This is a genomic window from Microbacterium sp. SSM24 (assembly GCF_025989145.1).
In the GTDB taxonomy this organism is placed as follows: Bacteria; Actinomycetota; Actinomycetes; order Actinomycetales; family Microbacteriaceae; genus Microbacterium.
Genome location: NZ_JAPDNQ010000001.1, coordinates 1,822,404 through 1,843,862, shown reverse-complemented (window position 1 = coordinate 1,843,862; position 21,459 = coordinate 1,822,404). Strand labels below are relative to the sequence as shown.

At 70.8% G+C, this 21,459-nt stretch carries 19 protein-coding genes; 4 read left to right on the top strand and 15 right to left on the bottom strand.

What is annotated here, in order from left to right:
• Window positions 1-706 precede the first annotated feature (706 nt).
• The 5 genes from OL358_RS08480 to OL358_RS08460 all read right to left on the bottom strand — a co-directional run bounded on the left by OL358_RS08480 (window position 707) and on the right by OL358_RS08460 (window position 6,813).
• Window positions 707-2,866 (bottom strand): RNA polymerase sigma factor, encoded by a 2,160-nt coding sequence (locus OL358_RS08480; RefSeq protein WP_264709540.1) that lies wholly within the window; start codon window positions 2,864-2,866, stop codon window positions 707-709.
• A gap of 149 nt (window positions 2,867-3,015) precedes the next feature.
• Window positions 3,016-3,645 carry a hypothetical protein gene (locus OL358_RS08475; RefSeq protein WP_264709539.1) on the bottom strand — a complete coding sequence of 210 codons (630 nt, stop codon included), beginning with the start codon at window positions 3,643-3,645 and terminating at the stop codon, window positions 3,016-3,018.
• Window positions 3,642-4,571 (bottom strand): class C sortase, encoded by a 930-nt coding sequence (locus OL358_RS08470; RefSeq protein ID WP_264709538.1) that lies wholly within the window; start codon window positions 4,569-4,571, stop codon window positions 3,642-3,644. The genes OL358_RS08475 and OL358_RS08470 overlap by 4 nt, the downstream gene beginning before the upstream one ends.
• A gap of 114 nt (window positions 4,572-4,685) precedes the next feature.
• The gene (locus OL358_RS08465) at window positions 4,686-6,176 is read right to left on the bottom strand and encodes a SpaH/EbpB family LPXTG-anchored major pilin (RefSeq protein ID WP_264709537.1); all 1,491 of its coding nucleotides are present in this window, start codon (window positions 6,174-6,176) and stop codon (window positions 4,686-4,688) included.
• A gap of 172 nt (window positions 6,177-6,348) precedes the next feature.
• On the bottom strand, window positions 6,349-6,813 hold the full coding sequence (locus OL358_RS08460; RefSeq protein ID WP_264709536.1) for a helix-turn-helix domain-containing protein: 465 nt from the start codon (window positions 6,811-6,813) through the stop codon (window positions 6,349-6,351).
• A 192-nt stretch (window positions 6,814-7,005) separates the two neighbouring features.
• Between OL358_RS08460 and OL358_RS08455 the strand changes: the two genes are divergently transcribed.
• Window positions 7,006-7,299: a hypothetical protein gene (locus OL358_RS08455; RefSeq protein ID WP_264709535.1), complete on the top strand. Its 294-nt coding sequence runs from the start codon at window positions 7,006-7,008 to the stop codon at window positions 7,297-7,299.
• A gap of 28 nt (window positions 7,300-7,327) precedes the next feature.
• On the opposite strand, the gene OL358_RS08450 is transcribed toward OL358_RS08455, so the two are convergent.
• Window positions 7,328-8,035: a hypothetical protein gene (locus tag OL358_RS08450; protein WP_264709534.1), complete on the bottom strand. Its 708-nt coding sequence runs from the start codon at window positions 8,033-8,035 to the stop codon at window positions 7,328-7,330.
• Window positions 8,032-8,253 (bottom strand): hypothetical protein, encoded by a 222-nt coding sequence (locus OL358_RS08445; protein WP_264709533.1) that lies wholly within the window; start codon window positions 8,251-8,253, stop codon window positions 8,032-8,034. The genes OL358_RS08450 and OL358_RS08445 overlap by 4 nt, the downstream gene beginning before the upstream one ends.
• Window positions 8,254-8,443: 190 nt before the next feature.
• Between OL358_RS08445 and OL358_RS08440 the strand changes: the two genes are divergently transcribed.
• Window positions 8,444-9,604: a low temperature requirement protein A gene (locus tag OL358_RS08440; RefSeq protein ID WP_264709532.1), complete on the top strand. Its 1,161-nt coding sequence runs from the start codon at window positions 8,444-8,446 to the stop codon at window positions 9,602-9,604.
• Between the two features lie 4 nt (window positions 9,605-9,608).
• Here OL358_RS08440 and OL358_RS08435 read toward each other — a convergent pair whose 3' ends face one another.
• The 6 genes from OL358_RS08435 to OL358_RS08410 all read right to left on the bottom strand — a co-directional run bounded on the left by OL358_RS08435 (window position 9,609) and on the right by OL358_RS08410 (window position 16,753).
• Entirely contained in the window at window positions 9,609-10,070 is a 462-nt protein-coding gene (locus OL358_RS08435; RefSeq protein ID WP_264709531.1) for a helix-turn-helix domain-containing protein, read from the bottom strand.
• Window positions 10,071-10,424: 354 nt separating this feature from the next.
• Entirely contained in the window at window positions 10,425-11,099 is a 675-nt protein-coding gene (locus OL358_RS08430) for a response regulator (protein ID WP_264709530.1), read from the bottom strand.
• The gene (locus OL358_RS08425) at window positions 11,092-12,375 is read right to left on the bottom strand and encodes a sensor histidine kinase (protein ID WP_264709529.1); all 1,284 of its coding nucleotides are present in this window, start codon (window positions 12,373-12,375) and stop codon (window positions 11,092-11,094) included. The genes OL358_RS08430 and OL358_RS08425 overlap by 8 nt, the downstream gene beginning before the upstream one ends.
• A 17-nt stretch (window positions 12,376-12,392) precedes the next feature.
• Window positions 12,393-13,202 (bottom strand): ABC transporter permease subunit, encoded by an 810-nt coding sequence (locus OL358_RS08420; protein WP_264709528.1) that lies wholly within the window; start codon window positions 13,200-13,202, stop codon window positions 12,393-12,395.
• Entirely contained in the window at window positions 13,199-14,110 is a 912-nt protein-coding gene (locus OL358_RS08415) for an ABC transporter ATP-binding protein (RefSeq protein ID WP_264709527.1), read from the bottom strand. The genes OL358_RS08420 and OL358_RS08415 overlap by 4 nt, the downstream gene beginning before the upstream one ends.
• 108 nt (window positions 14,111-14,218) lie before the next feature.
• Window positions 14,219-16,753 carry an FdhF/YdeP family oxidoreductase gene (locus tag OL358_RS08410; RefSeq protein ID WP_264709526.1) on the bottom strand — a complete coding sequence of 845 codons (2,535 nt, stop codon included), beginning with the start codon at window positions 16,751-16,753 and terminating at the stop codon, window positions 14,219-14,221.
• An 82-nt stretch (window positions 16,754-16,835) separates the two neighbouring features.
• Between OL358_RS08410 and OL358_RS08405 the strand changes: the two genes are divergently transcribed.
• Window positions 16,836-18,149, top strand: a complete 1,314-nt coding sequence (locus OL358_RS08405) for an HNH endonuclease (protein ID WP_264709525.1) — start codon at window positions 16,836-16,838, stop codon at window positions 18,147-18,149.
• Window positions 18,150-18,455: 306 nt separating this feature from the next.
• Window positions 18,456-19,367 carry an alpha/beta hydrolase gene (locus OL358_RS08400; RefSeq protein WP_264709524.1) on the top strand — a complete coding sequence of 304 codons (912 nt, stop codon included), beginning with the start codon at window positions 18,456-18,458 and terminating at the stop codon, window positions 19,365-19,367.
• A gap of 23 nt (window positions 19,368-19,390) precedes the next feature.
• Here OL358_RS08400 and OL358_RS08395 read toward each other — a convergent pair whose 3' ends face one another.
• Complete coding sequence (locus OL358_RS08395; protein ID WP_264709523.1) at window positions 19,391-20,548, bottom strand: Gfo/Idh/MocA family protein; 1,158 nt, start codon at window positions 20,546-20,548, stop codon at window positions 19,391-19,393.
• Window positions 20,545-21,384, bottom strand: coding sequence for a class I fructose-bisphosphate aldolase (locus OL358_RS08390; RefSeq protein ID WP_264709522.1), 840 nt, complete (start codon window positions 21,382-21,384; stop codon window positions 20,545-20,547). The genes OL358_RS08395 and OL358_RS08390 overlap by 4 nt, the downstream gene beginning before the upstream one ends.
• Between the last annotated feature and the right edge of the window lie 75 nt (window positions 21,385-21,459).

Below are 21,459 nucleotides of genomic sequence, written 5' to 3'. Positions count from 1 at the left end.
GGACTCCACAAAGGCGCCGGGTATGACGCGTGACGCCAAGCTGGGAGGAAAGCGGCATCCGATCGCGCACGGGGTCGCCGGGAATCTCACCGCTCGGACAGGTGAAACCTGCGCGCGCCGTCATATTCGACGGCTCACGATGTCTGTACCTGTGAGGCGCTTCGCCGCACTCCCCATGCGCGGCGAACGGTCCTCGAATCGATGAGCGTGATCTCCCACGCCACGATTCCGGCTGGTCGGTGCTGTCTCCCACCGCACCGACCAGCCCCTCTTCGTCCGGCGCCCCGCGCCGTCGTGTGCCGAAGCGCCGAACGGCCGGGGTACGCGTGAGGGGCGGGCACCCCAGAGCCCGCCCCTCGTGATGCCGGTGGGACGGCATCAGTACTCCCCCCGGAGTACTGCCGGCGATTGCCGGCAGGTCGTCATGGGAAACGACCTCGTAATGCAGGACGACGCGACTGCAGGAATATGACGCGGGGGCCACGAGAAATCGTGGCCGCGTTCGCAACGGCGGATTCCACTCGTCATGACCGGCCTCCCTACCGGATGCATCCGGCGTCGCGTGGCGGCATGAGTCGACTCGCTGGCCCGCGCGCGTGCACCGCGGCGCATCACTGATCTCTCTCAGATGCGCCAGCAGGGCCGAACGTGACGTACGCGGCCGTCGAAGCCTCAGCGGTGTTGTGCGGCGAAGGGCGTGAGGGGCCTAGGGCGCCGCCGTGGGAGTGCTAGGGGCGGTGTCGACGTCTGCGTCGACCGCGGGCTGCTCGGCAGGCTGCGCGGCGGGCGGCGGCTCGGTGGGCTGCGCGGCGGGCGGCGCGGCCGGCTCCGGACCGGTCGCCTCCTGCGCGGCCGGCTCCAGACCGGCCGACTCCTGACCGGCCGACTGCTGCTGGCTCGGAGGCTGCTCGGTCGACGACAGCCCGGCCGGCGGCAGCCCGGTCGGCGGCGCGGGGGCCTCGGGGGCGGACTCACCGAACGAGCCGCTGTCGGAAAGAACGATCTCGTGATCGACCGAGAGTCCGGAACGCCCCGTGATCGGGTCCACGTAGCGAAGCGACACGCGATGGTCGGGTCGGTGAGCCGCAGAGACGAACCCCTCGTGAACACCGTCCTCGAGCTGGACGATCTGGATGTCGTGGTCGTCGACGACGATCTCCACCCATGCGCCCGGTTCACCCGTCACGGTGATGGGGATCCTGCCGCACGACCACCTTTCTTCGGAGTCGTCGTAGACGCTCTCGTACTCGAACTCCGCCGCGTGCGCTCCCGGCGACAGCACGGGCTCGGCGAAGGTCAAAGGCCCCATCACCAGAGCGGCCTGGACGCGACCGGTCGCCGCCACGGTCTGGAACGCGTGAATGCTCATCCCCTGGTGCAGCAGAGTTCCCGACACATCGGCGACGAAGGTTCCGTCCTCGGCGATGGTCGTCTCGAAGAGCACGACGTCGTCCTCATCGCGGATGCTCACCCACGCTCCGGGAATGCCCGAACCCTTCACGACATCCGGCACCGTCGCGCCCGAGACGATGCTCTGGGTGAACCGGAAAGGCGGCTCGGCGGGCGGCGTCGTGGTCGGCGTCGGCTTCGGCGTCGGCCTCGGTCCGGGTGCCGGTGCACTCGCGGGCGGCGAAGGCTCATGCACGGCGTCGGCGACGGAAGGCGCGATGGGCTCCTCCGTCCGCCGCCCACCCGGCGACGTCGTGGTGGGGGTTCCGTCGGTCGTCGAGGGAGCGGTCGCCGAGGGAGCGGTCGGCGTCGCGGACGGCGCCGCCGCGGCCTGAGCGGCGCTGGACGGCATGGACGCCTCGACCGGTGGAATGACCGAGAACGCGGAGGTGACGGTGATGAGAAGGGCGCCCGCGGCGACGACGGCCGCGGTCGTCAGCGTCGCGGCAACGGCGACGCCGGCGCCGACGTGCTTCCCCGTCTCGACCACCGGCGCCGTCGTGCCGCCGAGAATCGTGGTTCCCTCGTTCGCCCTGTGGGTCACGACGGGGATGCCGGAATCGCCGCCCGGGTCGGTCATCGTCCACGACGCCGCCGAGGCGGGCACGCTGCCCGCGTCTGCGAGGTACGCGGTCGCGGCGGTGCCCCCGAGGATGAGGGGGAGAACGATGGCGCGGAGTCGCCGAGACACGTTCTCGATGTCGGCGGCGACGATCTGGCAGCCGCGGCATGTGCGCAGATGGGCGTTGAACCGCGCGATGTCGGACCGGGCCAGGGTGCGCTTTCCCTGGACGACCACGCGCTCGCAGAACCACCGGCATTCCTCGGGCCGACCGGGCTCCGCGATGTGCGACTCCAACCAGGCCTGCCGGAACCCCTCCCGCGCCCGATAGGACAGCGCGGACACGGCGTTCGGAGTCAGGCCCATCAGCGGGGCGATCTCGCGCGGCTTCATGCCCTCGACCTCGAGGTACCACAGCAGCGTGCGGTGCCTGGCGGGAAGGGACTTGAAGACGTGGGCGATCGTCGAGCGCTCCGACATCGACTCGAAGGGATCACCGGCGCCGTCGGCCAGGACGTGGTCGGGAAGCGTATCGAGCGCGAGCGGGCGACCTTTGCGTCCCCACATCGCCGCCACGTTGCGGATGGTCGCGAACAGGTACGGGCGAAAGGCGTCGGTGGGTCCGCCGCCGCGCTGAATGGCGCTCAGGACGGATGCGAACGCCTCACTGACCACGTCGTCGGGGTCGAAGGCGGAGGTGATCGCGCGTGCCGCGCGCCGCGCCGCCCCCTCGTGCCGCTCCCACAGCGTCGCGTACGCCGCGGTGTCTCCCGCACGGGCGGCGTCGACCAGCTGCTCGTCGGAGCTCTCGTCGGACTCCTCGCGGTCTCGCTCGGATCGATTCGTGATTGTCACAGCTGGCTCCTGAAAGGGTTGCCCGGCCGCGGCCTATGGACCGGGCACACTTTCAAGACGCAGAAGGACGCACGATCATGACGAACCACGCGGCAATCGGTGCGGACGCCGGAACGGATGCCGCGATCGCGGCGCCCCACGGCATGGGGTCACCCGCCCGCCGAGGGCTCCTCGGCCACCGGCGCCAGGGCGAGGAATCGCATCCTGTTCTCGCCGTAGAAGCAGGTCTGCAACATGAACTCGCCGGCCATTCCCCGCAGTTTCTCCACGTGCGACCACTTGGGCGTCTGGCGCTCCTCCACCACCTCGTAGACGGTGTCTGTGCCGACCACGCGCACCCGCTGGCCGAGTTCCCAGCCGAGGATGACGTCTCCGCCGCAGAAGTTGTGCGCCGCGTAGAGCGGCAGCACCTCATCGACCCGATAGCCGATCATCTCGGTGAACGTGCCGTCGCACCGATCGAGATCGCGCACTCCACCCTCCCCGCCGAGGCGGATCTCGGGAAGCGCGCCGGGTGTGACGACCTCTTGCACCTGCGTCTGGATCGCCACCTTCGCCTCGCCCGTGACCTTGTCCACCAGCTGAGGCGCAAGGAGCGAAGCGCAGAACAGCACGAGTCCGACGGCGACGAAGACGAGACTGAGGATCAGCAGGACGAATCGCCTGCGACGAGGCGCCGGTGCCGCCGGCACGTGCTCGGCCACCGCCGGCGCCCCCCTGCCGCCGGTCGCGTCCGCCGTGGCATCCGTCGCAGGCCGCACCTCGGCGACGACCGTCATGACTGGCTCGGCACGGCTCGGCGCCGCCGCGGCGTGACTGCGAAGAAGGCGACGGTCGGAACGCCGACGAGGATGATCGCCCACCAGGGGAACCCCGCCGCGTCTGCATCGTCGGCGATCACGGAGCGGGTCTGCTCGCCGGTCGGCGCCGCGACGCGCTCCGCGCGGACCAGCAGCCGGTGCGTGTTGACGCCGGTCGGGGTGCAGGTGACCAGGGTGAGGTAGTCATGGCCCGGCTCCGGACGGAGCGCGTCGCTCTGGTCGGGGAGCACGATCTGCGTCTGATCGACCTCGTAGTAGAGGTCCTCTCCCATCGTGCTGACGACGATGGAGTCGCCCTCCTGGAGCTCGTCGATGTCATCGAACAGGGTCGCCTGAACGTACCCGTTGTGCCCGGCCAGGACGGAGTGGGTGCCGACGCCGCCGACGGGAAGCGCCGAGCCGTAGAGGTGTCCGACGCCTCGCGCGAGAGTCGCCTCGTCGGTGCCGTGGAAGATGGGGAGGTCGAGATCGATCGCGGGGATGCGCACGCGCCCCATCGCGTCGGTGCCCGGCACCGTGAGCTGAGCGAAGTAGGCGTCACTGCCCTCGCCCACGGCCGTCTGCTGGCCGTCGGCGCCGAGCGCGTACGGATCGCGAAGCAGATCGGACGGAAGGCTCGCGTTGTACTCGCGCGCCTCGGCGACGCGTTCATCGAGCTCCTCGGACGGGATGCTGTCGATGGTGCGCGTGTAGCCGTCGACGTCGGTGTCGTGCTTGAGGGCGGCAGACCAGGACGCCGCCATCGGATAGACCAGGATGCCGACGCCGATCACGGCGATGAGCATGACCATGCTCTGCGCCCAGCCCCAGCGGGCGTCGCGCGCAGATGGCGAGGTCGGTCGCGCGGGCGCGGCCGCCGGAACGGGTGTCTCGAGCAGTGTCATGGAAGTCCAGTTCGGGTTCGGACCGAGGGGCGAGGAGCGGACAGCTCGCCGCGGATGGGCCGTGCGGGGGAAGGAGCTCGCCACACCTCCCCCGCACGACCGGTCTTTCCGGTGCTACGCGTCGGTCTTCGCCTTGCGACGCGCGTACACCGCGAGGAACACTGCTCCGGCGAGCAGCATCCCGCCGCCGAGCCAGAACAGCGTGGTGCCCGCGCCACCCGTCAGGGGCAGCTCGAACCCGCCGTTGGACGGGACGTTCACCACCTCGAGGTCGATGCCGACCGCGGTGGTCGCCGCGTCGACCGTGAACTCGATGGGAGCGGCCAGCAGCTCGAAGCCCTCGGGGGCGACGATCTCGGCGAGCCAGTAGGTCTGGTACCCGTCGTCGCCCTCGGCGACGGCGACGCCGTCGGCCCAGTCGGAGTAGCGCAGACCCGAGATCGTCACGGTGCCGTCGGCCGCGACGGTGAACTCCGTCGCGCCGCCGAGGACGATCGGGTCGGTTCCCGCGGCTGCGTCGGCCTCGGTCCGGTACACCGAGAAGACGGCTCCGGCGAGGGCCGTACCGGCCTCGTCGACCTTCTCGACGGTGATGCCTCCCCACTTGGTGACCACGGGCGGGGTGACGATCGGACCGCCGGGCTCACCCGGCTGAACGGCGAACGACGCGTCGTTCGGGTAGAGGAGCGCCGTGTTGGCGATCTCGCCGACCGCGTTGGCCGTGGCGGTGAGATTCATGACGACCTGCAGGTCGGTGTGGGCCTCGAGGAGGTCGCGACCGGCGGCGGTGAAGATCACCTCGACGAGCGGTCCGCCCGCCGTGGCAGCCGCAGGGGTCACCGTGTAGTGGGTGCCGGCGACCAGCGGGGTGCCGTCGCTGAGAGCGAGCTCTGCGCTCACGTAGTCGAGCTTCGGGTCCAGATCGTCCACGATCTTGTAGCCGTCGATGACCTGGACGTTGGGGATGTCGGTCGTGATCGTGAACTCGATCTCATCGCCGAGCTTGACGCTGCCTGCGTCATCGACCGTCTTGGTCGCGGCGGTGAGCGCGTTCTTCGGGTACACGTGGACGTCGTAGAGCCATGCGTCGTTCGTGCCGGGATCGGTCAGCGGCACGGTGACGAGGAACGGCGCAACCGCCGTGGAGCCGGGGAGCGGAGCGGTCTCGAGCACGAAGTACAGCCCGAGGTCGAGGCTCGAGAGGGTGATCTCGCCGTTCGCGTCGGTCAGCTGCTGACCGCCCACCGCCGTCGCGGTGTACCCGGCCGCGGCGATGTCGGCGATGCTGTCGGGGGCGAGGTCGGCGAGCTCGGAGGCATCGACCCACCCGGCGTTGGTCGTCAGGTCGATCGGGTCGACCTTGTAGACGGTGAAGCCCACTCCCTCGAGCGGGTCGAGCGAGACCGACTGCTCCGTGCCGTCGTTGGGCAGTCCGGTGGGCGTCTCGGGGGCCTCGTACTTGTGGATCGTCAGCGAGCCCTCGGCGTTCGGATCGACGAGGTTGCCGGCCGCGTGGGCGGGCGCCGCAAGGGTCAATGCGGCGATGCCGGCCGCCAGGACCGCCGCCGCGGCGCGGGAGCCACGCCATTTCTTCGGAGTATTCACGCGTTCTCTTTCTCGCTTGCCCGGATCGCTCCAGGTCGGTGGTGCGGGTGTTGCTGTACGTCGATATGGAGCGTCGGAATTCCTGCTCGCACTAGAACAGGACTCCCCGGAACGCGAATCATGATGGGCTCGCGAGGAATCTCATCCTGCACATCTGCTGAGAGCCGCCCGATCAGGCGACGCGCAACGCTGCAGAGCGGGTGTGCTCCGGGAAGTAGCGGCTGTCGTTCCGGCCGGCGAGCAGCGTCGAACCGAGGACGCCGACGGTCGTCACGCGTTCCGATCGCGTGACGAACGCCAGACGGGGGATGCCGAGCACGTCGCCCAGGAGTACGCGCCGGATCCCGAAGAAGGCCGCGAGCGTGTCGGCGTCGAGCACTCGCGGGAGATGGCCGGTGAGCTCGTGCACGGCGGCGGCGGGGCCGTCGGCGAGCGGCGCGGACACCCGTGAGGTCATCGCCCGTCGCAGTTCCGCCTCGGGGATGAACCAGCGCCGCCCGAGCTGGTAGCCGGGGAGCGAGTGCGACTCCAGCCGCGACGCGAGAACGGTGGGCGACACCCCGGCGAGTCGCGCCGCCGCGCCCACGGTGACGAACGGCGAGCGAAGGCGTCGTCGGGTCGAGTGCTGAAGGTCCACGGATATGAAGACGATGACGAGGCCGGTTCATGACGCGGGTGCGACGAATTCGCGGCGACCATCCGGCCGTACGGCGCCGCCGCTCACCGCGACGTCATGATCGGCGTCGCCGTGAGTCTGAAGTGATGAGGATGCCCCAGCCGGCGCATCACTGCGCCGTGAGGCATCTCGACACCCAGGGGGTCCGCCGAAGTGACAGGACAGTCCGCCTCCGAACCCGGCAGGACGGTGATCGTGGTGCGCGGTCGATTCGGTCCTGCGCTGTCGAGTGCGCTCATGGCGTACTTCGCGGAGATGACGGCCGTCGACGGGCACACCCGGCTCGTGGCCGACATTCCCGATCAGACCGCGCTTCTCGGGCTGCTCGACGTGCTCGATGCGGTCAATGTGCGCATCGTCTCCGTGAATCGGTTCGACGAGGATGCCGGGCCTGCACACCCGAGCGCGACCGAGACGGCCGGCGCCGACTGGTCTCCGCTGTACTGACCGACCGCACCCACGAGCGAGCGGGCGCTCACCCGCAGGCGAACCAGAACGGGCGACCGTCGTCTCCCGGGCGGTCGGCGATGGTGAGTCGTATGAGGCAGTCCTCGCCCGCACCGGCCGGGAGAAGGAACCCCAGGTTCCCGGCGCGCAGCTCGCCGCCGGCGATCGCGATGCGGTCGAGGGCTCCGGGAATGGTCTGCGCCGGCTGGTGATCGCCCGCCCGGCGATCCGAGATCTCGTACCCTCGGCTCACGATGGCGGCGCTGATGAGGCCCGCGTCGGCGGTGCTCGCGGTCAGATTGCGCACCTGCATGCGCAGCAGCGCCCAGTGCCACCCCTCCGGCGGCGACAGCGGGATGTAGGTGGCCTGCGCGACCAGCTGGTCCGCCGACCACTCGACCTCCCCCAGCGTCACCTCCCAGCGGGTGGTGCTGACCGGCGTCCCCGCCGGAAGCGGATGGAGGGGACTGCCCGCGGGGGCGACGACGACGCCGGCGACGGCGGGGTCGTCGCGGGCGGGTTCGACCGACGACGCGGACGGGGAGGGCACGGCGTTCAGCAGGATCGCGCCGGCGATCAGCGCAGCGCACACACGGGCCCAGCGGGGTGCGTGCGTGCGCTGACCCTCGGGCCACACCGGCGCGGTCCGCGCCGGTGCGGACCCGCCGTGCGCGGCGCGGAGGAACTCGCGGAGGTCGATCGGACCGGTGGCCTCGCCGGAGGTCTCGGCGCTCACGACGCGAGAAGGGGGAGGACGTACCAGGCCAGCGCGGCGAGCACCCCCGCGACCAGGACCGCTGCGGCGAACGCCGGTGCCAGCACCCGCAGCCGGTCCACTCGACGCGCCGCGCGCAGATCACGGCGGAGCGCGGTGGATTCGGTCCGGATGCCGCGCCCGCCACTGCCGGGGATCGCGGCATCCACCCGCGGATGCGCAGACTTGCGAATGGTCACGGGTACTCCTCGGGTCACGGGGGAAGCGGCCTGCGGGCACGGCTCGAAAGGCCGGATTCCACAGTTCAAGACTCCGTGGTGCGCGTTTCCTTACGCGGGTCGATGCGATTCTCGGGCCGCCCTCTCGACCCCGCGCGACGCGCCACGATCCCCCTCGAATCGAGACCGGGCCCTGGCCTATGCTGACCCGGTGAGTACGACGGTTGCTGCCACGGAGACGGGCAGACGGGTGCACTGGCTCGAGCTGTTCTTCGATCTCGTGATGGTCGCGTACATCGGGCAGATCGCCCACACGATGCACGGCGACCCGGGCTGGCTGCAGGCCGGCGCGTTCTTCGCGCTGCTCGCCGCAGCGTGGTGGGCCTGGGTCAACGCCAGTCTCACGATGAACCTGTTCGGCGCGCGTGTGACGCCGATGATCTGGGTCTCGGTGACCGTGGCCATGCTCGCGATCGGGCTGATGGCGGCATCCGTCCCCGAGGCCTTCGGAGAGCGCGCCGCCGCGTTCGCCATCGGGAACGCGATCATCCGCCTCGTGTGGGCGGTGCCGTGGATCATGAAGCGCCGGATGACGGGCACGCCGTGGTGGCGCCCGCTGCTCTACTCGATCGTGCCCGCGGGCCTGTGGGTGATCTCGATCTGGGTTCCCGCGCCGGCGCAGTACCTGCTGTGGGTGGTCGCCATCGCCATCGAGGTCGTGCTCCTCGTGACCGTCGGCGCGCAGTCGGCCTGGTTGCGCGCGAACCTCGACGTCGAGCACATCATCGAGCGGGTCTTCCTCCTCATCGTGATCGTCTTCGGCGAATCGATCCTGTCGATCATCGCCGAGCTCGACGCGCACTGGACCGCGCTGCCCGGTGTCACCGCCGGGCTCGGCTTCGTCGCCGTGGCGATGCTGGCGTGGACGTTCTTCGGCTACGCGCCCGACGCCGTGTCGCGCGGAGCCCGTCGCCTGCAGGCGCGCGGCAGCATCTCAGGACTGCGCGATGTCGTCATGTACCTGCCGTTCCTGCTCGTCGCCGGAATCACCCTCTTCGCCGCGGGCGTGGGAACGGCCGTGGCGGATGCCGGGCACGAACTGGCTGCGGGCGCGACCGTCTGCATGGCGGCGGGGGTGTCGCTGTTCTTCGCGTCCAGCACGGGAGTGTCGCTGCGCTACGGAGCGCCGTGGCGCGACATCGCACTGTGGGGGCCGGCGGGTGTGATCCTGCCGTGGCTCCTGGTGCCGCTGTCGGCGGCGGTGCACGCGGAGGGGGTGGTCGCGGCATCCGTCGCGGTCATCGCGATCATGCTGGTGCTGACCGCCGTGAACGCCCGCCGCATCCAGGTCGGCGCCGCCGCGACCGGATGACCGTTCAGCGGACGAGCACGTGCTCGTGCGCGACCTCGGCCGGAGGCTGCGCCGGAGGGAGCGCCAACGCCGTGAGGAGGGCGTCGCGCGGAACCATCCACCCCTCTCGCCCGCGAACCCCCTTCAGGGATCCGTCCATCAGCAGGCGGTAGAGCAGGATGCGCCGCTCCGCCAGGAGGAGCTCGACCTCGGCCAGATCCAGCACGGCGGGAAGAGCGCGGGTGTCGACGGGCGTCCACCGGCGGAGGAAGTCCGGGGCCTGGCCCCCGGCCTCGCGCCTGCGCGCCTCGGCGAACGCGCTGATGTCCGTCTGCCGCAGGAACCACTGGTCCCCGAGCTTCACGCCGCCGAGCGTTCCCCGGGACAGCCGCCGCCGGAGCGCGGTCGGATTCGTCGTCAGGATCTCCGCTGCGATCCGCAGCGGAAGGGCGATCGCATATCGTTCGATGGCTGCGAGGTCTGTCACGCGCGTCTCCGTCTCGAGGCAGGGGAACACACCGGCGGGTGCCGGACGTCCTACCTCAAGACACGAGAAGCGCTCGAAAATGACGCCGTTCCGAGCACGCGGGAGAACGCGAGCTCGATCGGATGCTCAGCCGTCGCTGCGGCGCACCGTCCGCTCCCCCGCCCGGACCGGCACCGACCAGCGGTTGCCGGGAAGCGGAAGCGGCATCCGACGTATGCCTCGACGTATCCCGCCGCGCACACCACCTTTGACCTGGCTGCGCAGAGGGGCACCGGGCCAGGAGGAAGTGCTACCCGCTGTGACCCGCGCGACGGCATCCCTCCTCTCCGAGAGCGGGCCGGCCGCGCACACCGTTCATGAGCCCGGCGGCACCACCCCGAGGCGGTGGGCCAGGATCACGGCCTGCACACGGTCGCGCGCTCCCGTCTTCGCCAGCACGCGCCCGACGTGCGTCTTCACGGTCGACTCGCTCAGGAACAGGCGCTGAGCGATCTCGGCATTGGTCAGTCCGGCCGCGATGGCGAGGAACACGTCCCGCTCCCGGTCGGTCAGCTCCGCCAGCCGGTCGCGCTCCGACTCGACGATCGGCGAGGGGGCGCCACCGTGGCGCGCCCGCTCGATCACGCGGCGGGTCACCGCCGGTGCGAGCACCGCATCGCCGCGGTGGACGGCGCGGATCGCCGCGGTCAGCTCGGCGCGCTGCGCATCCTTCAGGAGGAACCCGCTCGCGCCGGCGTCGAGCGCCCCGAACGCGTACTCGTCGAGGTCGAAGGTGGTGAGCACGAGCACGCGGGTGGCCGGGTGGGCGGCGACGATCGCACGCGTCGCTGCGATCCCGTCGGTGCGCGGCATCCGGATGTCCATGAGCACCACGTCCGGCCCCCAGGATGCGACGGCTCGCACGGCCTCGTCGCCATCGGCGGCCTCGCCGACCACCTCGATGTCGTCCTCGGCCTCGAGCACGAGGCGGAACCCGACGCGGATCAGCTCCTGGTCGTCGACCAGGAGGACTCGGATGCTGTCACTCACGGCGCTCCTCACGTGGTGCGGTCGGCAGGGGGATCCGGGCGCGGACGAGCCAGCGACCGTCGTCGCCGGGGCCGGCGGTGAAGCTGCCGCCCACGTGCGCCGCGCGCTCGCGGAGCCCGGGGATCCCGTACCCTCCGCGCACCCCGGGCGAGATCGCGGCGAGGACCGACGGGACGCCGTTGTTGACGACGACGACGTCGACGGCCGCCTCGTCGACGACGACCTGCACGTCGATCAGCGTGGCGCGTGGCGCGTGCCGCATCGCGTTGGTGAGCGACTCCTGCACGACGCGGAAGGTGGCGAGGCGGATGTCGGCGGGCAGGCCGTCGAGGCTGCCCTCGGTGTGCAGCACGACGGGGAACCCGGCCCGCTGTGCCGCTTCGACGGCATCCGCAAAGCTCGCCGACTCGAGCGGAAGAAGCGCGCCGGGCGTCGCCTCGGGCTCACGGAGCACACCGAGCATCGCTCGCATCTCGGTGAGGGCGCCGCGCGCGGTGGCCGCGATCTGCTCGGTGGCCGTGCGTGCGCGCTCCGGGTCGGCGGTCGCCGTGGCCCCCTCGGCGAGCGCGACCACGACGGTGAGGTTGTGCGACACGATGTCGTGCATCTCGCGCGCGATGCGGGTGCGCTCGGCCGCGGCGGCCAGCTGCGCCTGCTGGTCGCGCTCGACGAGCAACTGGCGGGACCGGTCGATGAGGGCCTCCAGGTAGCGGCGACGGTTGCCGACGTTGGTTCCGAGGAGTCCGCCGATGAGCATGACGACGACGCCCGACACGAGGGTGGTGGCGACCAGCGACAGCTCCGACGGCACCCGGATCGCCGCGATCGCGGTGGCCAGCGTGAGCGCCGCGCACGCGATGCCGAAGCAGGACCACGCGGCGCGGGCGGAGCGGTAGACCGCGACGGCGTAGAGCGCGAAGGCGGGCAGGATCTGCGTCGCCGGGACGAGGCTCGGGGCGAGCACGACCGAAGGGAGCACGCACAGGGCGAACACGAGCAGAGGCCACCGGCGGCGGAACACCAGCGCCACGCACGCAGCGATCACGAGCACGCTCGCCAGCGCGGTCTCCGCCGCGGTGGGCTGCGTCGGGAACCCGGAGCGGAAGAGTGCGCTCGGCAGCGAGAGGAGGAGTGCGGCGCCGGCGATGAGCACGTCGGCGAGGCGCGGATGCCGCGACCAGAACCGGCGCAGGACCCCGGGAGGCCTCGGCAGCAGCAGCCCGTCGTCCGCACCGGGATCGGTGCCGACGACGGGCGTGCTGTCTGCTCGCGACATCCGGTCGACTCTACGCGTCACGCATCGCGCGTGCGCAGGACGACCCAGCCCAGGAGCAGTGGAACGACCGTCCAGCCGAGGAGCGCGAGGAGCGACGGCAGCACATCCTCGTTGCCGGGAGCGGCCAGCATCGAGGCGGCGTTCATCGGCAGGTACTCCGACAGGTCGACGATCCAGCGCCAGCCCTCCCCCGCCATCGTGAACAGGCTGAACACGATCGGGAGCACGAACAGCACGCCGACGGTCGCGGCGATCGCGCCGGCGCCGTTGCGGATCATGAACCCGAACCCGAGACCGATGAGGGTGAACGAGACCATCGAGAGCACGCCGTACGCGAGCGGGACGAGGGACTGCGTGGGCTCCGACCAGTCGATGCCGTCCGCGAGGATCGGGGCGGTCGCCGCGATCGCGACGGCGTAGATGAGCACCGTCGTGACCGCCATGATCGCCGACACCACCACGGCCTTCGCGACGACGATGACGCCGCGACGCGGCTCGGCCGTGAGCGTCGACCGGATCATGCCGGTGGAGTACTCGCCGGTGATGACGATCGCCCCGAGGATGCCGGCGACCAGCATCGTGAACTGCATCGGCGAGAGGATCGCGCTCACAGCCGGGAATCCGCCTCCGAAGCTCTGCGAGGCACCGGCGATCATCATCGAGATGCCGACCGACAGCACGGCAGCCACGGCGAGCGACCACCACGTCGAGCGAAGGGTCGTGATCTTGATCCACTCGCTGCGCAGGACGCGCGGGAAGGTCAGACGGTGGGCGGGAGCGGATGCCGCATCCGAACGCAGCGCGGGCTCGGTGGTGAGGGTGGTCATGAGATCTCCTTGGACTTGTACTCGACGGCGTCGCCGGTGAGCGCGAGATAGGCGTCTTCCAGCGAGCCGGTGCGCGAGGTGAGTTCGTGGACGGGAATGCCGAGCGAGGCCGCGAGGTCGCCGATCGACGCGGCCGTCACGCCGGCGATGTCGGCGAGACCCGGTTCGGTGGTCGTGACGGTGACGTCGGGTCCGGCGACGGCGGCCACGAGCTCGCTCAGACGCGGGGAGCGGACCTGGACGGTGTTGCTCGTCCACGCCCGCACGAGCTCGGACAGCTCGGCGTCCGCGAGCACCTCGCCGCGGCCCAGCACGATCACGTGGTCGGCGGTGAGGGCCATCTCGCTCATGAGGTGGCTCGAGAGCAGCACGGTGCGCCCCTCGGAGGCGAGGTAGCGCACGAACTGGCGCACCCACCGCACGCCCTCGGGGTCGAGGCCGTTGACCGGCTCGTCGAGGATGACGGTGTGCGGGTCGCCGAGGAGCGCCGCGGCGATGCCCAGCCGCTGGCCCATGCCCAGCGAGAACTTGCCGGCGCGCTTTCCCGCGACGGTGCCCAGTCCGGTCAGCTCGATGACCTCGTCGACCCGCGCGCGACCGATCCCGTGGGTCGCCGCCATCGCCCGCAGGTGGTTGCGGGCCGATCGGCCGGTGTGCACGGCCTTCGCGTCCAGGAGGACGCCGACCTCGGCGAGCGGGGCGCGCAGGTCGGCGTACCGCTTTCCGTTCACGGTGACGGTGCCCGCGGACGGCCGGTCGAGTCCGACGATCATCCGCATCGTCGTGGACTTTCCGGCGCCGTTCGGTCCGAGGAATCCCGTGACCTTCCCCGGCTGCACGGTGAAGGAGACCTGAGACACGGCGGTCTTGTCCCCGAAGCGCTTGGTGAGCTGTTCTGCAACGATCATGTGCTCACGCTATGAGCGCACCCGGTCTCCCCGCGTCCACCCGTGGGAGGAGATTCACCGCCGGGGCGGTACCGCGGTGCCGATCGCCGAGGGTGGGATCGAGCGCCCTCAGCCCCGTCGCTCGAGCCGGACGATGACCGCCTTGGAGGTGGGCGTGCCCGACACGTCGGCGACCGAATCGAGCGGCACGAGCACGTTGGTCTCCGGATAGTACGCCGCGGCGTTGCCCTTCGGCGTGTCATACGCGACGAGGCGGAACTCCTCGGCGCGGCGCTCCTCGCGGTCTCCGTCGGGGCCGGTCCATTCCGAGACGAGGTCGACGACCTCGTCCTCCGCGAACCCGAGGCGCTGGATGTCGGACCGGTTCACCAGCACGACGCGTCGGCCGTCGCGGATGCCGCGATACCGGTCGTCCTTGCCGTAGATCGTGGTGTTGTACTGGTCGTGCGAGCGCAGCGTCTGCAGCAGGAGACGGCCGCGCGGGATGTGCGGGTACTCCAGCGCGTTGACGGTGAACCGGGCCTTGCCGTCGACGGTCGCGAACCGGCGCGCATCGCGGGGGCCGTTGGGGAGGAAGAACGTGCGGCCCTTCTCGATGCGGGTCTCGAAGTCCTCGAAGCCGGGGATGGTGCGTTCGATGTGCGCCCGGATGAGCGCGTAGTCCCCCTCGAGCGCCGCCCAGTCGGCCTGCGGGACGTTGAGCGGATGCCGCACCCCCGCGAGTTCGGGCAGCTCGGCCTCGATCGCCCCGTGCTCCGGCAGCCCGGCATCGCCCGCCGCGGTGCCGGCTCCGCCGGTGCCCGCTCCGTCGGTGACGAAAGGAGGAGATGTGACGAAAGGAGGACCGGATGCCGCGGATTCATCCTCCGCTCGTGACATCTCCTCCGCTCGTGACGCCGTGGGCGCGGCATCCGGATCTGTGAACACGAGCGCACACAGCCGCGCGACGATGGCGACCTCGCTGAGCAGCTCCTCCGACGGCGGGGCGAGCCGGCCGCGCGAGGCATGGACGGCGCCCATCGAGTCCTCGACGGTGACGCGCTGCTCGGCGCCGCCGCGGCGGTCGCGATCGGTGCGGCCGAGCGTCGGCAGGATCAGCGCTCGCCGACCGGTCACGACGTGCGAGCGGTTGAGCTTCGTCGACACGTGCACGGTGAGTCCCACGCGCGCCATGCCGGCCCCGACGACGGCGGTGTCGGGCGTGGCCGACACGAAGTTGCCGCCCATGCCGAGGAAGAATCGCACGCGGCCGTCGCGCATGGCGCGGATCGCCTCGACCGTGTCGAACCCGTGTGCGCGCGGGGCGCGGAACGAGAACTCCCGGTCGAGCGCCGCGAGGAACTCCTCGGCCGGCTTCTCGTAGATGCCGACCGTGCGGTCGCCCTGCACGTTGGAGTGTCCGCGCACCGGGCAGACGCCCGCGCCCCGCCGACCGATGTTGCCCTGCAGCAGGAGCACGTCGACCACGTCGCGAAGCGTCGCGACGGAGTGCTTGTGCTGCGTCAGCCCCATCGCCCAGCACACGATCGTCGATCGGGAGGTGCGCACCTCGTCGCCGATCGCGCGGAGCGTCTTCTCGGGAAGGCCGCTCGCCGTCACGAGGTCGCGCCACGAGACATCCGCCATCGCCTGCGCGTACGCCGCGAAGCCACTGGTGTGCGCGGCGATGAACTCGTGGTCGAGCACCGCATCCCCGGTCCCTGAGCCCGTCGAAGGGTCGGCCTCGAGCAGATGCTTGCCGATCGCCTGGAACAGCGCCTGGTCGCCGCCGAGACGGATCTGCACGAACCGGTCTGCGATCTTCGTGCCGCCGAATGCGACCCCGCGCACCGTCTGCGGGTTCTCGAATCGCATCAGCCCCGCCTCGGGAAGGGGGTTCACGGCGATGACCCGCGCGCCGCGCTGCTTCGCCTTCTCGAGCGCCGACAGCATGCGCGGGTGGTTCGTGCCCGGGTTCTGCCCTGCCACGATCAGCAGGTCGGCATCGTGGATGTCCTCGATCGACACCGTGCCCTTGCCGATGCCGATCGTCTCGGTCAGCGCGGAGCCCGACGACTCGTGGCACATGTTCGAGCAGTCCGGCAGATTGTTGGTGCCGACCCCGCGCACCAGCAGCTGGTAGAGGAAGGCGGCCTCGTTGGAGGTGCGTCCGGAGGTGTAGAACACCGCCTGGTCGGGATCGTCGAGCACACGGATCTCGTCGGCGACCAGTCTCAGCGCCTCGTCCCACGAGATGGGGCGATAGTGCGTCGCGCCCTCGTCGAGCACCATCGGATGCGTGAGCCGCCCCTGTTGCCCGAGCCACCAGTCGTCGTGAGTGCGCAGGTCCGCCAGCGAATGGGCCGCGAAGAACTCCGGACCGACGCGGCGAACGGTCGCCTCCTCGGCGACCGCCTTCGCACCGTTCTCGCAGAACTCCGCCAGATGGCGCCTTTCCTCCTCCGGCCACGCGCAGCCGGGGCAGTCGAAGCCGTCCTTCTGATTCACCCGCATCAGCGTCTGCACGGATCGCGTGACGCCCATCTGCTCGTTGGCGATCTGCAGGGCATGCAGCACGGCGGGCACTCCGACGGCGACCTTCTTGGGCCGCGACACGTGCACGCGCGACTCGTCGATGTCGGTTGTCGGGGGCTTCCTCGCCATGACGCCAGGGTATTGCCTGCGCGCGGGCGGCGGCGAAGGCCGGGAAGAATGAATGTCGTACGTATGTTCTAACGTCGGGAGCATGACATTCCTCGCAGATGACCCGGGGCTGCTTCCCGACGACCCTGCGCCGGGGTGGGCGCCACCGGTTCCCGACGACGTGGAGCTGGTGACAGAGGTCGCCGTCATGCTGTCGGTATTCGCCGCCGAGCAGTTGGTGCGGATCGATGCGCTCCGTCGACGGGCTCTCGCCGATGGCGGCCGATATGGCGGCGGCGCGGCAGAGATCGTCGAGCGGTCCGTGCGGCTAGAGCTCGCGGCGGCGCTGCGCATCACCGAGGCCGCGGCCGGCATTCTGCTCGCGCAGGCGGAGGCGATGGTCTCGCGGTATCCGGGCGCACTCGCGTCGCTCGGTCGGGCGGGAATGACGGAGCGTCACGCGCGGACTCTGGTGGACCTGTTGGATGCCGCGTCACCCGAGGTGCGCGGGCGACTCTCAGAGCGGGCTGTCGCTCTCGCAGAGGAGCTGCCGGTCGGGTCGTTCCGGCGACAGCTGCGCCGGCTCATCGAACGCGAGGAGTCGGCCTCACTGACCGAGCGTCATGAGCGCGAACTCTCCCAGCGACGGGTCGTGGTCGAGCCGGCCGCAGAAGGCATGGCCTGGCTACACGCCTACCTGCCCGCCGTCGAAGCGCACGCGATCCACGACCGGGTCACCAGGATGGCGAAGACGATCAACGCCGTGCCCGACGAGACTCGCACGCTGGATCAGACCCGCGCAGACGTCCTCGCCGACCTGCTGATCGACGGACGTACGGATGCGCACCCGGCCGAGGCACGAGGGATCCGTGCGACGGTCGCGGTCACCGTGCCCGTGCTGGCGTTACTGGCGGACGATGACGAGCACCGCCATGCGCAGGGTCTCGCGCCGGCCACCGTGGAGGGCATCGGCCCGATTCCGCTGGACCGGGCGCGGGAGCTGTGCGGCGGGGACGCCGGATGGATGCGGGTCCTCACCCACCCCGAGACCGGGATGGTGCTGTCGGTGAGCCGGACCCAGTATCGGCCGCCGCCCGCCCTGCGCAAACTCATCAGATGGCGGGCCGACCGCTGTATGGCCCCCGGTTGCGGGATTCCCGCTTCGCGGTGCGAGATCGACCATAACGTCGCGTGGGAACACGGAGGCCACACCAGCCTCGACAACCATGCGCCCCTGTGCACCGGGCACCACACCGTCAAGCACCACGGCGGGTGGTCGGTTGAGCACCTCCCCGAACAGGCCGGTGCGCTGCTGTGGACCTCGCCCGCCGGACGCCGGTACCTCGTGAAACCCGAGCGACCCGTCCCGGTCTTCCGACCGTCGGGACCGCCCGGCGCATCCGACGCCCCGTTCTAGCGTGAAGGCCGTCGCGACGGAGATCGACGGTGTGGAGGTCGGCGGTGTGGAGGTCGGCGGTGTGGAGGTCGGCGGTGTGGAGGTCGGCGGCATAGAGAGGTCGGCGCACGGATCGTTGGCGCAGATCGTGGCGCAGAGATCGTGACGCCGAGATCGTGGCGCAGAGATCGTCGGCCTCGAGCTCGTCGGCACCAGAGCTCGTCCGCAGTTCGACAAGCCGCCGAACGCGACGCCGCCGGGCGCCGCCGTCCAAACCGGACATGCAAGTCCGGATGCCGCTAGGGTGTATCCGCACGAGGAGGTGCGATGGACGTCGAACAGGTTCTTCCCGAGCTGCGCGAGCCGATGAAGCGCACTCAGGCCTCCGCCCCGCGGTGGCTCGTGCGGGCGGCCGTACGGGTGATGCCCGTGCCGAAGTCGGATGCCGTCGCTGTGACGAAGGCACGTGCGGGCTCGGTCCGCCTGCGCGTCTACACTCCCCGAGGTGCGCGCAGCGGCGCCGGGATGCTGTGGATCCACGGCGGCGGCCTGCTGTTCGGCGACGCCAAGCAGGACGAGTCGCTCTGCCTGTCGACGGCCGAGCGCCTCGGGATGGTCATCGTCTCGGCGAACTACCGCGTCGCGCCGGAGCATCCGTTCCCCGCCGCCCACGACGACGTCCGGCAGGCGTGGACCTGGTTCGTCGATCACGCCGCCCGCCTCGGCGTCGATGCGGACCGGATCGCGATCGGGGGCGAGAGCGCCGGGGGCGGGCTCGCCGCCGGACTGGTGCAGCGGATTCACGACGACGGGGGCGCGCAGCCGCGCGCGCAGTGGCTCTTCGCACCGATGCTCGACGACCGCGTCGCCGCGCGGCGCGAGCTCGACGCCCTCGACCACTTCGTGTGGAACAACGCGGCCAATCGCGAGGGCTGGTCCGGCTACCTCGGCGGAGAGCCGGGCGCGGAGAGCGTGCCCGCATACGCGTCGCCCGGGCGCCGCACCGAGCTCACCGGTCTTCCGCCCGCCTTCCTCACGTGGACCGACATCGAGCTGTTCGCCGAGGAGGATGCCGCCTACGCCGACGCGCTCCACCGTGCCGGCGTCCCGGTCGCCACCGACATCGTCACGGGTGCCGTCCACGGCTTCGAGAACTGGGGGAAGGACACCCCTGTCGCGCAGGCACTCATCGAGCGCGCGCAGTACTGGCTGGGCCGCGCCCTGGCCGAGCACGCGTAGGCGCGAGCACCTCGGCCGTCGCCTCAGGCGGGCGCGACCGTCACCCGCCGGCCGGACTCGTGCGACAGCGCCGCCGCCTCCGCCATGCGGTGGCCGGCGAGCGCCTCGTCCGGCGTCGCACAGCCGAAGCGGGTTCCGAGCGCTCCGGCGCGCTCGGCGAGGAAAGCCGCCCACATCTGGAGGATCGCGTCCGAGAATCCGGTCTCGAAGATCCCGCCGGTGACGGTGGGCCACACCGACTGGCTCCCGGTCTCGATGATCTGCCACGACTGCTCGCGACCGATCCCCGGCACGTCGACCGTCGCGAAGACCTCCACACGTGCCGGCTGCGCGGTGGAGAACCGCACACCGCCGTCCATGCCGACGACCTCGAGGTACCAGGTGTTCTTGTTCCCCGGGGCGACCCGGTCGGTGCGCACGTCGAGGAGGAATGCGCCGGCGGGGGAATCGACATCCGCGTGGATCGCCGCGTTCTCCCACGTGTCGCACACGACCGGCTCGCCGTCGGGGCCGGGACGGGCGGGCACGAGGTCCTGGAGCTGCGCGGACAGTCGCGACGGATGCCACCCCAGGCGGAGCGGCACGTGCCAGGCGTGCATGCCGAGGTCGTTCATGACACCCGACGCCCCGCAGAACTGCGCCTGGCGCTTCCAGTTGATCGGCTTGCGGACGTCGAGGTCGCTCGAGTGCAGGAACCCGGAGCGCACCGAGATGAGCCGGCCCGCCGCCCCCGAGCGCACGTAGTCGATCGCCCACTGCGCGCCGGGGAAGAACGGCATCTCGCTCGAGACGCGGACGAAGGCGGATGCCGCGTCGATGGCCTCGATCACCCGGGTGGCCGCCGCCGAGTCGATGCCGAACGGCTTCTCGGCGAGCAGATCCTTGCCCGCCGCGACGGTGTCGATGTAGAGCTGCTCGTGCAGATCGTGCCGCACGGCGATGTAGACGACGTCGATCGACGGGTCCGCGAGGAGGTCGTGATAGTCCGTGACCAGGGTCGTCACGCTGTCGATCCGGCGGAACCACTCCAGGGCTTCCGGGTTGAGATCGCACACCGCGGTGAGCCGCGGACGCACCGGATGATCGATGAGAGCCGGCCACCGCTGGAGGGCCGCGGCGATCTCGCGCCCCATGAGGCCGCCGCCGATGATCGCGACGTTCACCGTCTCGGGAGACGTCATGCGCGGTCTCCCTGCAGCCGATCGAGGGCCTCGGCGGGGGTCGCTCCGCGGTGCAGCACATCCATGAGCGCGCGCGTGATTCCGGCGGGGTCCGGATGCTGGATGACGTTGCGCCCGTAGACGATGCCGCGCGCGCCCTGGGCGAGGACGGCGGCGGTCCTTTCGAGCAGGACGCGATCGTCGACGCGGCCGCCGCCCCGGACGAGCACGGGGGTGTCGCCGGCCACCTCGATCACGCGGTGATAATCCTCGATGTCGTCGGTCGGGTCGGCCTTGATCAGGTCGGCGCCGAGCTCCCGCGCCTGCCGGACGAGGGTCATGATCTTCGACGTGTCACCGTCGACGGAGTAGCCCTCGGCATCCGCTCCCCTCATCACGAGGGGCTCGATCATCAGCGGCATCCCGTACCGCGTCGCCTCGCGGCGCAGCGCCATGATCGAGACGATGCACGCCTCGCGGATCTCGGGGCGCCCCGGCAGCTGCATGAGGTTGACGCACACGGCGGCCGCGTCGAGGCGCACGGCCTCCTCGATGGCATGCGGAACGTGGTGGCTGAAGATGTGCGGGTCGAGCGGCCGACCGTAGACGTTCGCGACGTCCGTCCGCAGGACCAGGGCGGGCTTGGACTTCCCCGGCTTCGACTGCAGGAGGCGCGCCTGACCGAGCGTGAGCTGGATGGCGTCGGGGCCCGCCTCGACGAGCGTGTCGACGACGGACTGCATGTTCTCGATGCCCGTGAGGAACGACGGCTCCCCGAAGAAGCCGTGGTCGACCGCGACATCGAGGGCGCGTTCCGAGCCCGCGTCGAAGAGCCGGTTGAGCCGGTAGAGGGACATGTCGCATCGCTTTCCGGGTGGTGGACCCAGGGCGATCCTAAGAGGGCGAGACAACGTTGTCTATGGTCCTCGCGC